General features: G+C 42.2%; 10 protein-coding genes and 1 other annotated feature. Of the genes, 3 read left to right on the top strand and 7 right to left on the bottom strand.

Annotated elements, in window-relative coordinates; genetic code table 11:
- Nucleotides 1-108: 108 nt before the first annotated feature.
- Complete coding sequence (norA, locus tag AWV70_RS05805) at nt 109-1272, bottom strand: multidrug efflux MFS transporter NorA (protein WP_060205131.1); 1164 nt, start codon at nt 1270-1272, stop codon at nt 109-111.
- A gap of 221 nt (nt 1273-1493) precedes the next feature.
- On the opposite strand from norA, the gene AWV70_RS05810 reads away from it, so the two are divergent.
- Nucleotides 1494-2066, top strand: a complete 573-nt coding sequence (locus tag AWV70_RS05810; protein WP_060205132.1) for a nitroreductase family protein — start codon at nt 1494-1496, stop codon at nt 2064-2066.
- A 77-nt stretch (nt 2067-2143) separates the two neighbouring features.
- Here the strand turns inward: AWV70_RS05810 and AWV70_RS05815 are convergent, their stop codons facing one another.
- Nucleotides 2144-2689, bottom strand: coding sequence for a YusW family protein (locus tag AWV70_RS05815; protein ID WP_060205134.1), 546 nt, complete (start codon nt 2687-2689; stop codon nt 2144-2146).
- Nucleotides 2690-3079: 390 nt separating this feature from the next.
- Here AWV70_RS05815 and AWV70_RS05820 point away from each other — a divergent pair, with 390 nt between their 5' ends.
- Entirely contained in the window at nt 3080-4534 is a 1455-nt protein-coding gene (locus AWV70_RS05820; RefSeq protein ID WP_060205136.1) for an Msr family ABC-F type ribosomal protection protein, read from the top strand.
- A gap of 40 nt (nt 4535-4574) precedes the next feature.
- Here AWV70_RS05820 and AWV70_RS05825 read toward each other — a convergent pair whose 3' ends face one another.
- A complete protein-coding gene (locus tag AWV70_RS05825) occupies nt 4575-5417 on the bottom strand; it encodes a DMT family transporter (protein ID WP_060205138.1) in 843 nt (280 codons plus the stop codon).
- A 267-nt stretch (nt 5418-5684) separates the two neighbouring features.
- Between AWV70_RS05825 and AWV70_RS05830 the strand changes: the two genes are divergently transcribed.
- Nucleotides 5685-6197, top strand: coding sequence for a methylated-DNA--[protein]-cysteine S-methyltransferase (locus tag AWV70_RS05830; RefSeq protein WP_060205140.1), 513 nt, complete (start codon nt 5685-5687; stop codon nt 6195-6197).
- 63 nt (nt 6198-6260) lie between these two features.
- Here the strand turns inward: AWV70_RS05830 and ileS are convergent, their stop codons facing one another.
- From ileS to AWV70_RS05850, 4 genes are all read right to left on the bottom strand, one after another.
- Nucleotides 6261-9338, bottom strand: a complete 3078-nt coding sequence (gene ileS, locus AWV70_RS05835; RefSeq protein ID WP_414714820.1) for an isoleucine--tRNA ligase — start codon at nt 9336-9338, stop codon at nt 6261-6263.
- Between the two features lie 66 nt (nt 9339-9404).
- Nucleotides 9405-9644: a binding site (T-box leader), on the bottom strand.
- A gap of 117 nt (nt 9645-9761) precedes the next feature.
- Nucleotides 9762-10502 (bottom strand): pirin family protein, encoded by a 741-nt coding sequence (locus AWV70_RS05840; RefSeq protein WP_060205144.1) that lies wholly within the window; start codon nt 10500-10502, stop codon nt 9762-9764.
- A gap of 58 nt (nt 10503-10560) precedes the next feature.
- Nucleotides 10561-11490, bottom strand: coding sequence for a DsbA family protein (locus tag AWV70_RS05845; protein ID WP_060205146.1), 930 nt, complete (start codon nt 11488-11490; stop codon nt 10561-10563).
- 1 nt (nt 11491) lies between these two features.
- Nucleotides 11492-11839 carry a winged helix-turn-helix transcriptional regulator gene (locus AWV70_RS05850; RefSeq protein ID WP_060205151.1) on the bottom strand — a complete coding sequence of 116 codons (348 nt, stop codon included), beginning with the start codon at nt 11837-11839 and terminating at the stop codon, nt 11492-11494.
- Nucleotides 11840-12031 lie beyond the last annotated feature (192 nt).

Below are 12031 nucleotides of genomic sequence, written 5' to 3' on the forward strand. Positions count from 1 at the left end.
ATGAATGAACTGTAGCACACAAATATAAAAATAAAATACAGGTAAGGGAACAGTTAATCCTGACACCTGTATTTTTATACTAGCCTTTTCAGTTCATTTCAAAACCGATTATAACGTCACATGTTTTGGCTTTTTCCAAAACAGCGCTAAACCAGTCCCCAGCAGCAGAACGATTGCTGCAAAATAGTAAGGATAGTTCAAGTTGAGATCGAATAATTCGCCTCCGATAATAGGACCGAAAATATTCCCGATACTCGTAAATGTCGAGTTCATCCCACCGACAAACCCCTGTTCATTTCTTGCGATTTTCGATAAGTAAGAAGTAACGGCTGGGCGCATCATGTCGAAACCTATAAACAAGACAAAAGTGGTCAATAAAATAGTGAAGTAGGAACTCACAACGGTCATTAAGATGACGAGTACGGTGGAGATTGCCAACGACCAACGGATAAGGTTAATTTCCCCAATCCACTTTGTAACTCGATCAAACAATGCCACTTGGGCAATCGCCCCGACTAACGCACTTCCTGTAATGACAATTGCAATGTCCTTTGGAGTGAAGCTGAACTTATGATCGACGAAAAGGCTAAATAACGACTCAAAAGCAGCAAGACCGAATGACATGACGAAAATTAGAATGAATGCGATGAAATACATCGGAATGAAAATCCGGCGCAGTCCAGTTTTCTGACCTTCCATCGGCTCTTCTTCCGGTGCGCGTTCTGGTTCACTTAAAAAGATAATTGATAAAATAGCTGCAAGCGCACCAAGCACCCCCGCCGAATAGAACGGTACACGTGTACCGATTTCCGCCAAAAATCCGCCTAACCCCGGACCTATAATGAAGCCTGTGCTAATCGCAGCGGACATATAGCCAAGCGCCTTCGCCCTACTTTGTGCAGTTGTGATGTCAGCAATAAAGGCTGTTACGGCTGGCATGATAAAGGCTGCACTCACGCCGCCAAGCATACGGGAAACAAAAAGGATTTCTACCGTTTTACCGAATCCGAATAAAAACTCCGAAGCCCCGAAAATGAACAAACCGATGACTATCATCATTTTACGGCCGTATTTATCAACCCACTTGCCTGCAATCGGCGAGATAATAAGTTGCGTAATGGCAAAGGCGGCTACCATATACCCCACGACCGCCCCACTGATTTCGAGTTCATTCATAATAGTAGGGAGTACTGGAATGACAAGCCCTATACCTAAAAAAGCGATAAATAAATTCATTAATAATATGGCCAATACGACTTTTTTACTCTTCATATGTAATCTCCTCTGATTTTTCTGCAAGGCGACAGGCACCGAGACTGATGGTTTTTTCATCTTTTGAAGATTATAGCATTTTTTTCTATAAAGTCTTCAAATTTGTATCCTCATACACCGGTTGCCAAAATATTTTGTCATGCTATAATTGCAATGACAACAACTGATAATGATTTTCATTCGCAACGAAATAGTTAATTCTTGAAGGGGGTTTTAGTTCCATGGAACTTATGGGGAGAAATGATGTAGAAAAAGCAATTATAGGAAGAAGGACAATCAAGGCTTTCAAAACAGATCCTGTAGATGTAGAAGAAATCATCGAATTACTGGATATAGCAAAATGGGCACCCAACCATAAATTGACCGAACCTTGGCGTTTTCAACTATATGCGGGAGAAGGAAAAGAAACCTTTGTCCAGTCATACGTTAATTCGCAGCCTAAAGTTGACGGAGAAATCGCAGAAAAAGTACAGCGTAAAGCAAGTTACTTCAAAGATATCCCCCTCCATCTTGTCGTCATTATGCCGGAAGATCCAAGGCAACGAAGATGGGACGAGGATTACGGAGCTGTGTCCACGATGATCCAAAACTTCCAGCTTGCCGCATGGGAACGGGGCATCGGAATGATTTGGCGGACAAACGATTGGGTGTATGATCCGGTCTTCAGGGAAGGGATCGGAGTAAAACCGGGCGAAAAAATCGTAGCTACTTTGATGATTGGCTACCCGAAGCATATACCGTCAGCCCAGCCTCGCACAGATATCCGGAAACTGCTCACAATCATCGATCGGTGAAAAGCATACTTATTTATAAATCAAAACAAACGTGAATATGAGCATCACGTTTGTTTTGATAGGTGTCGTCTACGTTATTATTTTTTAAGATCTTTGAATTCGATTTTCGTTCCATCGTTGAACGTAACTTCCAAATCAAATTTGGTATAGTCAGTAGGCAGATTGAAGGTTTTCAATACATCTGAAATCGCTTCGTCTTTTTTCGTCTGTTGTGTAATATTCAATTTCTGAACGAGAGGATGCAATTCATCGAATGCCTCGTTCCCTCTTTTTTCGACATGATTCAATGAGTCCTCAATTTTCGCTTTAACGGAACCGACAGTTTTCTGCTCGAGTTCCACTTCATATTCTGTATCGCCTGCATATTCTACTTCCAATTCAAATTCTGCATACTCAAGCTCATCCATCTTTTTCTGCATATCATCCTGATTTGCTGCGTCGTTGTTTTGCTCAGCGTTTGCAGCTCCAGTTGAACTGCTTTCACCTTGTGCATTCGTTTCATTCTCACTCACCGCGGGTGTCTCTTGGTTTACAGTAGGCTCTTCATTCTGGCCATCTGTACCACAGCCAATCAACATAAGCGACAATGCACTGGCGATAGATAAAGTACCATTTTTTTTCATTCGAATGACCTCCAATTTTATTTACTCCTTACCCGATTCACAGTATAGTAATCAAGATTGACATTTCAGAAAGAACTCGATACGATAATAGTAATTGAGAGGAGCGAAAGATACATGGCATTTTTACAACTATACTGATCCATATACATATTGTGATAACCGTTTTATACGGTTTATTTGCTATGTGTACGGATTGGATATGTTGTAGAAGTGAATTCGTTCTACGGGACATCCATACCAATTTGCAAGTACACAGGGCGATCTGTGTACTTTTTTTATTGGAGGGAACATGATGATGACATTATTATTTTATTGATATGAGCTTATTTCAGTAAGCTCGTATCGATTCCAGCTATCGATACGAAATAAAAAATTTCGGAGGTAGCGAAAATGGAACAAGTCTGTTTTGAATTGAAGAATATTGAAATGAACTATTTAGATAAGGAAGTACTTAAAATAGAGCGTCTAGCTGTACATCAGTTTGATCGCATCGGAATCGTCGGACAAAACGGGGCCGGAAAAAGCACGCTTCTCAAGTTGCTCGCTGGGGAAATTCAGCCGACAAAAGGGAAAGTGCTGCAACATGTGGAAGGTGGATATTTTCAACAGCTTGAGCCTGCCTCCTTGTCTGAAGCGGATCCCGGGCTGCTCGGCAGGTTAGCTGTCCCGGCTAACACGGATCGACTTAGCGGAGGAGAGCAAACGAGGCTGAAGCTTGCCCAATTGTTTACGCATTATTATGAAGCCTTGTTGATCGACGAACCGACTACCCATTTGGACCGTGACGGCATTTCGTTTTTATTGGACGAACTGCGCTATTATTATGGAGCCCTCGTCCTCATCAGCCATGATCGGGCCGTATTGGATGAGCTGGTCACGACGATTTGGGAAGTGCATCAAGGCGAAGTACACGTTTACCAAGGGAATTACAGTGACTATAAAGCACAAAAGCAGTTAGAACGTGAGCAACAACGTCAAGCTCATGAACAGTTCGTAAAGGAAAAAAGCCGCCTGGAACAAGCTGCGCATGATAAAATGAAAAAGGCAGAAAAAATCACACAAGCAACCAACATGTCGAAAAAGGAAGCAAAAGCGAAAGCCAACCGCATGTTTGAAACAAAATCGAAAGGCACGAGCCAAAAAGCCGTGTACCGTGCGGCCAAAGCGATTGAACAGCGCATTGAAAACATGGAAAAGGTAGAACCGGTGGTAGAAGATAGACCTATCATATTTCGGCAAGCAAAAGCATTGGAATTGCATAACAAATTTCCAATCATGGCAGATCAGCTAACCCTTCAAGTGGGCGAGAAATTATTATTGGACGATGTGAGCTTCCAACTGCCTCTTGGAGGGAAGATTGCGATTACCGGTGGAAATGGTGTAGGGAAAAGTTCATTGCTCCACCACATTGCATCGAGAGGGGAAAGTCTCGTCATTTCACCAAAGGCGAGAATCGGATACTTCCAACAGTTGAGCTACCAATTTTCCAGTGACGAAACAGTTCTTCAATTTTTGAGCAATCGATCTGACTATGATGGAGGTTTCTTGCGAAGCGTATTGCATGCAATGCAATTTACGGGGACGGACATTCAAAAACATGTACACGCGCTAAGTGGAGGCGAAACAATTCGCCTGCGTCTTTGCCAGTTGTTTTTAGGAGAATACAATATTTTATTGTTGGATGAACCGACAAACTTCCTGGATATTCACGCACTCGAAGCATTAGAGCAATTTATTACGGCGTATGAAGGTACGGTTGTGTTCGTCTCGCATGATCAAGCATTCATCAAGAATGTGGCAGACGTGCAGTACGTGATTCATTCAAAAAAAATGAATATAATGTAAGCGAAATGAACCCATCCAATCGTTCTCGGATGGGTTTTCATTATTTTATAGAGGAGAGGATGACACCGAAAAGCATCAGTGCGGCTCCAATATACCCGGCACCCGTAATGACTTCGTGAGCGAAAACGACCCCGACAATCGCCGCAAAAACCGGTTCCAAAGAAAAGATGAGCCCCGTACGTACAGGCGTCGTATATTGCTGGGCAACAATTTGCAGAATGAACCCGACTCCGCTGCATAAAATACTAAGTGCAAGTATAGCTATCCAACTAATTGTAGAATCCGGGAATGTAGGCGTTTCAAGCAGCAAAGAGAAGACAAACCCAAAAAAGCCGGCAAACCCCAGTTGTAAAATACCGAGATTCAATGTATCCACTTTATGAGCTGCGGAACCCACCACGAGAATATGTATGGCATAGCAAAAAGCCGCGGCAATACATAATAAATCGCCGAATTGGATGCGAAAAGGGAGCTGTATCGTTAGTAAAGCGATTCCGATTATCGCAAGCAGAATGCTGATGATCAGTTTTGTTTCGGGTTTATTTCTATAGACGACAGTGCTGATAAGAGGAACAAAAATAACGGTCAAGCTGATTAAAAAGCCTGCATTGGACGTAGTTGTCGTTTTTAACCCGAAAGTGACAAGCGTAAAAATGATGAAAAGGATAAAACCTAATAATGCAGCAAATTTTACGGTCGCCCTGTCAATCTTCATGAATCGGCGATAAAAAATGGCGGATGCAAAAAGAAATGCCAATCCAAACCGGAGCGCTATCAAATTGAACTCCGATACTGAATCCAGCCCTACCTTCATGAAAAGGTAAGAGGACCCCCAGCAGACAGTGACAAATAAAAGCAGCAGGTCCGCTTTTAATGGTTTCATTTACGGTCCCCCTCCTTTTCGTCAATATCTTTAGTATACTGATCGACAAAGATCTTTATAGTAAGAAGATTGAAAACTTTTTATAGGTAGGAGGGTTTTGTTAACTGATTACGCCAGTCATCCGGTTTGCTTTGCAATGCCGGGCGATTCGTCAATTTTACATCAATGGCCTATTAATTATTGTTATCCCCCCTACGCAAATCTCTGTCCCTTCCAACAAGATAGAAGGTATAATTACGGTAAGGAAAGGAACAGAGGAGGTTTGAAATGGAACAAAAAAAGGAGAATATTGTTTATTGGACGCTATTGAATCATGGGGAATGGAAACTATACTTGGCAGCGACAACCGAAGGGCTTTGCTATGCGGGTCCGCACAACTCCCCATTCGAAGAGCTTGCCGCGTGGACGAGGAAACGACTTCCCACGTACAGTTTGGTGGAGGACAGCTTGATCTTGGAACCTTATGCAAAGGAACTGATTGACTATGTGGAAGGGAAACGGAAAGAGTTCACAATGCCTCTGGACCTCCACGGCACTCCGTTTCAACAATCCGTATGGATGGCTTTACAGGAAATACCGTATGGACAGACGGTTTCGTATTCGGATATTGCCGAAAGGATCCAAAATCCGAAATCGGTACGCGCAGTCGGAGCCGCAATCGGAGCCAATCCCCTGCTAATCACTGTCCCATGCCATCGCGTCATCGGGAAAAACGGCAACCTGACCGGTTTTCGGGGCGGCTTGGACATGAAAAAGCAGTTGCTGGCGTTGGAACAATAGTCAGAGCACCAAAAATACCCCACTTAGAGTTAATGTCTCTGGAGTAGGGTGTTTTTTGTCAGTCTACTGTTTAAGCGCTATCTTTACTATCTCGTCACCGAATTTCACTTCAATATACTGAACGGAATCAGCGATTTTTTTCATATTTACATTATGAACAAGAATACTGTCTTTAATTAACCCCATAAAACGCAAAATGACTTCATTAGTAGCTTCTGTTGCCGAAAGATCGATTGATATATATTGCTCCACAGGCAAATTAAGTTTCTTTCGTGTATCCTGTATTGCTCTGATTAATTCCCGGACTTGGCCTTCCTCCACCAATTGTTGTGAAAGCTGTGTATCCACTAACACTTTTACGTGCTGATCACCTGCCATATCGAAGCAATCGGAAATCGCATATTCGATATTGATATGTTCTTTTTGCAACGTTATTTTTTGCCCATTTACATCGACCTGCAGTTGACCGTTATTAACGAATGTATTTCGGTCCGCTTGTGAAATATGTTCCAAGTATGTTTTAACTTCATTTACCAAATTCCCGAATGCGGCACCAGCTGTTTTGAAATTCAGTTTCAATAAAACCGATTCATATTGTGATAAATCCTCTGTATAGAAAACCTCTTTTACGTTCAGCTCATCTTTAATAATATCCGTATAGGCTTGTGAAAAATATTTATCTTCCCTACGAGAGACAATCATTTTTTGCAATGGTTGCTTGACCTTTATATTATTCGAATTACGGACACTACGGCCCAGCTCAACTATTTTTAAAATGGTACTCATATCATCCTCTAATTCCAATTTGATCATTGATTCATTAGCTGAAGCATAGTCTTGTAAGTGAACGCTTTTCTTATGCAACTTCACATGAATGTCCTCTGCAACATAAGGGGCAAATGGTGCCAACAATTGGCAGATTGTGCTTAAAGCCTCAAACAGTGTTGAATACGCAGCCAGCTTATCCTCCGAAAGACCAGGAGCCCAAAAACGATTTCTTGATCTTCGTACATACCAATTACTTAACTCATCGACTAATGCGGCAATTTCACGTGTTGCGTGGGTGAATTGATAACGCTCCATATCGGCAGTAACGAGCTTCGTCGTACTATGAAGTCGTGAGAGGATCCATTCATCCAATATCGTTCTCTTTCCAGTGTGCTCTTTATTGTATACATATCCATCTATTCTCGAATACAACTCAAAAAACTTATAGATATTGTCCATCGTATCAACCAACTTCGATTTCGCCTCTTGCACAATCTTTTTAGAAAAGCGCTTCGGATTCCATGGGGAACTATCAACCAAGAAAGCCCATCGCAATGCATCTGCCCCATATTCTTCAAGAAGCTCCATCGGGTCCAAGGCATTCCCTTTACTTTTAGACATTTTTTGTCCCTGTTCATCCAGCACATGCCCGAGTGACAAGACATTCTTATAAGGGGCTTTCTCAGTAAATAAGGTTGAAACAGCGAGCAGGCTATAGAAGAATCCTCTCGTCTGATCGATTCCTTCAATTACGACATCCGCCGGAAATTGTGATTCGAACTTTTCTTTATCGCCAAAAGGATAGTGGTATTGCGCAAATGGCATTGAACCACTATCAAACCAAACGTCTATGACTTCAGGCGTTCTTAGCATGACGCCTTTACATTTCGGACAGGTGCACTGCACTTCGTCTATATACGGCTTATGCAATTCAATATCGTTTGAAACCGATGACTTGGCTATTTTTTGTAGAGCTTCGATACTGTTTGGCGCTTCTTCATGCCCGCAATCGGAGCATATCCAAACGTTTAAAGGTGTACCCCAATAGCGGTTTCTACTTATATTCCAATCAACAAGGTTTTCAAGAAAATTACCGAACCTGCCGTCCTTAATATGCTTGGGATACCAAGTTACTGTTGCATTATTTTTAAGCATTTTCTCCTTTAGAGAGGACATATTGATGAACCAACTGTCTGTTGCATAGTAAAGCAGCGGAGAATCACATCTCCAGCAATGCGGGTAGCTGTGCTCATATTTTTCCTTATGATAAAGCTTTCCTTGTTCCGATAGCATCTTAATGATGTCTACATCACAATCTTTTACAAATTTCCCCGAAAGCTCTACAACATCTTTTGTATAGCGGCCTTCCTGATCTACGACATTGATGAACGACAATCCATTTTGTTGCACGGTTTTATAGTCTTCTTCCCCATAAGCAGGGGCGACATGAACAATACCTGTACCACTATCCTCTGTTACATAATCAGCTACTACGACTTGATGGCCCTTCTCGACAGATACGTAATTAAATAGAGGCGTGTAATGTACACCTTCAAATTCAGCACCTTGATGTTCACTTAACAGTAGGGCATTGTCACCAAGCACTTTTTCTACTAGCGATTTGGCAACAATATAAATTACCCCGCCCTGTAGGGCACGTACGTAAGTTAGCTCAGGGTTCATGGCAAGCGCTACATTCGCAGGCAATGTCCACGGCGTCGTCGTCCAGCCTAGGAAATATTCCTCTGCATCAAGAAGCTTAAATTTTACAGTCGCTGACAAGTCCTTAACATTTTTATAGCCTTGTGCCACCTCATGTGAACTTAAAGAAGTTTGGCAGCTCGGGCAATACGGGGATACTCGATGGCCTTTATACAACCGTCCGTCCTTATGAACATTACTCAAAATGTTCCAGACACTTTCAATATACTCGTTGCTTAACGTCATATAAGGATCATCCATGTCGACCCAATAACCTAATTCCTCCGTAAAAGAACGCCATTTCTTCTCATAGGTGAATACACTTTCTTTGCATTTGTTGATAAAAGGTTCCACGCCATAGCGTTCAATTTCCTGTTTCCCTGAAATTCCGAGCTGTTTTTCAACTCCTAATTCAACAGGAAGACCATGCGTATCCCAGCCCGCCTTCCTTTCTACCTGAAATCCTTGCATTGTTTTATATCTTGCGACTACATCCTTTATCGTCCTTCCAAAAGCATGGCCTACATGGGGCAAACCATTAGCAGTTGGCGGTCCTTCATAAAACACAAATGGTATCTTCCCCTCACGGAATGTAACAGATTGCCTAAAAGTGCTTTCCGTGGACCAATAGTTTCGAATACGCTCTTCACGCTGAACAACTGTTTCTATCATTTGTTGACTGTTCATTGATATCGCTCCTAACTTTTTTATAAACAGCACACAAAAACCCCGTCCCAAGAAAGGGACGGGGTTAACCGCGATACCACCCTAATTCTATTGATCCGATCAATAGCACTTAGCAACGTACAATCATACGCGTTCCTGTTAACGGTGGACTTCCGATTAGACTTAGTAAACGAATTCAGTCTAACTTCTCAGAGAGGATATTCACGTAACTCTTGAACACTGACTTGCACCAAAATGTCAGCTCTCTGTAGATCAAGGGGAAACGCTACTTTTTCTCATCAACGAATTTGTATGCATTTATTGGAATTGATTGTAGCAAAAGGAGAGTTAGTTGTCAAACTGTTTATTATATTTAAACATACCATGGGAATAAAGCTGTGATTCGCCAAATTACTCAGGTATGAATTATTAATATTTCAGCAATCCACTAATAGTCCCTTCCATAGACACCGGAGCGTGCAAATCGACAAAGAATAATACAATTGTAGAGTCCTCATTCGCTACTAGTGGCGGGAGTGGATTTACTAAATCGGTTATAGCTTCTTGTTTACCTATAATTATATCTTTAATCGTAATTTCGCCGTCCATCACGTATAGAAATGGTGTAAGTCCCGCGTATATCGGGATTCTCAGCTCTTCGCCCGATTTCGGATGCGCATCCAATATGTAGACGTTTTGCCTAACATATAAAGGCGCACCGCTTCCTTTGGGACCAGCCATTACATACCAATCGCGATTGTCTACAGGTTTATCATGAAATTGAATTTCCGGTGAAAGGTCAGTTTCATTCGGACGAACGAAGATTTGAAGCATTTCTACTTCGTCATCCTTTACTTTCTCTTCATGCCAAAATCCCGATCCCGCGTTCATCATCATTAATTTCCCCCGTGCTATCGGTGCTTCAAAGCCCGCTGAGTCCTTATGATGTGTGATACCAGAGCTTATATAACTTAGGATCTCATCATTGACGTGTTCATGCATTTTAATCGTTAGTCCCTTTTTCATAATGGCATGATCTATGATCGCTATCGGTCCAAATGCAGAATCAGTAGTTGTATTCCCTAAAATATTACCTGGCCTGACACGTGTAATGGTAAACGGACCTCTGAATGGCTGCGCATGATTTCCTGCTTCAAGTTTTTGTAACAAGAGAAAACCTCCTCGCTAGATAACAAAATCGACTCCCGTTAGGAATTCGTTTTTGTACTTATTTTGCCTGAATGTATTTCTCCCCAAGAAGGCTAGTAACCGTATACGCATCTTGCAGCAATTGTTGCTGTGTAAACGCCTCTACTTCAGTTCTATCAATTGAATAGAATTCTTCAATTTCACGTGAGAACAATAATTTTTCCTCTTTCAGCAATTGATCCAATCCGGAAAGCTGTTTCGGCGTGATTGTTTCATCCGGCAGCAATCGTTGAAGTGCATTCGCGTAGTCCTCCAACGTTCGTGCCCCGACAATCCGAACACCTTTTTGTTCTTCATTCATCATGATTATTGTCGGGAAACCGCGGACACCTAACTGACGGACGAGCTGGAAGTCTTCGTGCAGTGCAGTGTCTGCTTCCGGAAGCTTGGATTGTTTAACGATTTCTTCTCCATCCAGTCCAACTTGATTGATAATATCAATCAAAACATCGTCTTGCGCAATGTTTTTATTGAAGGCGAAAAGCTCTTCCCGCGCACGACGTAAAAATGTGTTTGCAAGTTTTGGATGTTTTTCTTGAATCACTTTGTATACCCGAGATGGGATGAAAGATGACTCGATCGGATTGTCATACCAAACTGTTCCGTCAATCGGCATGCGTGAATGTTCACCGACTTCCCTCCAGTGGCCGGCAACATCGGATGGGCCAGAAATTCCGTTTGCAGGATCGACGGGGCCATCTCCCCACTTTTCAAGCAAGCCGCCCATCAGCGTGTGCATATTGAAGTAATGCCCGTACTGATGGATAAATTTCCGAAGAACCGGCTCCAACGCCCAGCAATGCGAACAGATTGGATCAGTTACATAATAAAGGTTAATCGTTTTTTTCGATACTGATAAATCGATGAACTCCATTGTAGTTGTATCATCCCCAGCTGGGCCGCAGACACCTGTTTCCATATCGCAAATCATATTATTGTTTGTAGCCATCTCAATTCTCCTTTTCTTTTGTTTGATTGGACAAGTCAAGTTCAATATGCTGTTGCGCCCACGCCTGAACTGGCTGCAAGGCGATGGCGAGTTGTTGTCCTTTTTCGGACAAATGATAGGAAATGATGACTGGCGTTCCTTCTGTCACTTTTTTTATAACTAATCCCCACTCTGCCAGTTCAGATAATTTCAACGAAAGCGACCGGGGGGTAATATCCGACAAGTCTCGTTTCATATCGGAAAAATGTGCAGTGAACTCAGGGCAGATCGACAAATAATGAATAATCAGTCCGTTCCAACGTCTTCCTAATATTTCAAAACACGATTCTAAATAGGGACATACTTTAATGGGTACCACCTCCATTGATTACTATCAGTATATACAGGTATAAAAAGTATATCAAGTATAAAGATTATACAACAAATACTAAAAAAGTCGCCAATAGTTGGCGACTTTTTGGCATTTTCTACGGTGGGACGGCTTGCTTTGGACGTGCGATACCTCACTTTGGACGCAGGATGACTCGCTTTGGACGTGCCA

The sequence above is a fragment of the Sporosarcina koreensis genome, from assembly GCF_001531445.1.
Lineage (GTDB): Bacteria > Bacillota > Bacilli > Bacillales_A > Planococcaceae > Sporosarcina > Sporosarcina koreensis_C.

Bases quoted from the DNA above. Each gene is read 5' to 3' on its own strand.
- norA (WP_060205131.1), bottom strand. From the start codon at position 1,272: ATGAAGAGTAAAAAAGTCGTATTGGCCATATTATTAATGAATTTATTT.
- AWV70_RS05810 (WP_060205132.1), top strand. From the start codon at position 1,494: ATGGAACTTATGGGGAGAAATGATGTAGAAAAAGCAATTATAGGAAGA.
- AWV70_RS05815 (WP_060205134.1), bottom strand. From the start codon at position 2,689: ATGAAAAAAAATGGTACTTTATCTATCGCCAGTGCATTGTCGCTTATG.
- AWV70_RS05820 (WP_060205136.1), top strand. From the start codon at position 3,080: ATGGAACAAGTCTGTTTTGAATTGAAGAATATTGAAATGAACTATTTA.
- AWV70_RS05825 (WP_060205138.1), bottom strand. From the start codon at position 5,417: ATGAAACCATTAAAAGCGGACCTGCTGCTTTTATTTGTCACTGTCTGC.
- AWV70_RS05830 (WP_060205140.1), top strand. From the start codon at position 5,685: ATGGAACAAAAAAAGGAGAATATTGTTTATTGGACGCTATTGAATCAT.
- ileS (WP_414714820.1), bottom strand. From the start codon at position 9,338: ATGATAGAAACAGTTGTTCAGCGTGAAGAGCGTATTCGAAACTATTGG.
- AWV70_RS05845 (WP_060205146.1), bottom strand. From the start codon at position 11,490: ATGGCTACAAACAATAATATGATTTGCGATATGGAAACAGGTGTCTGC.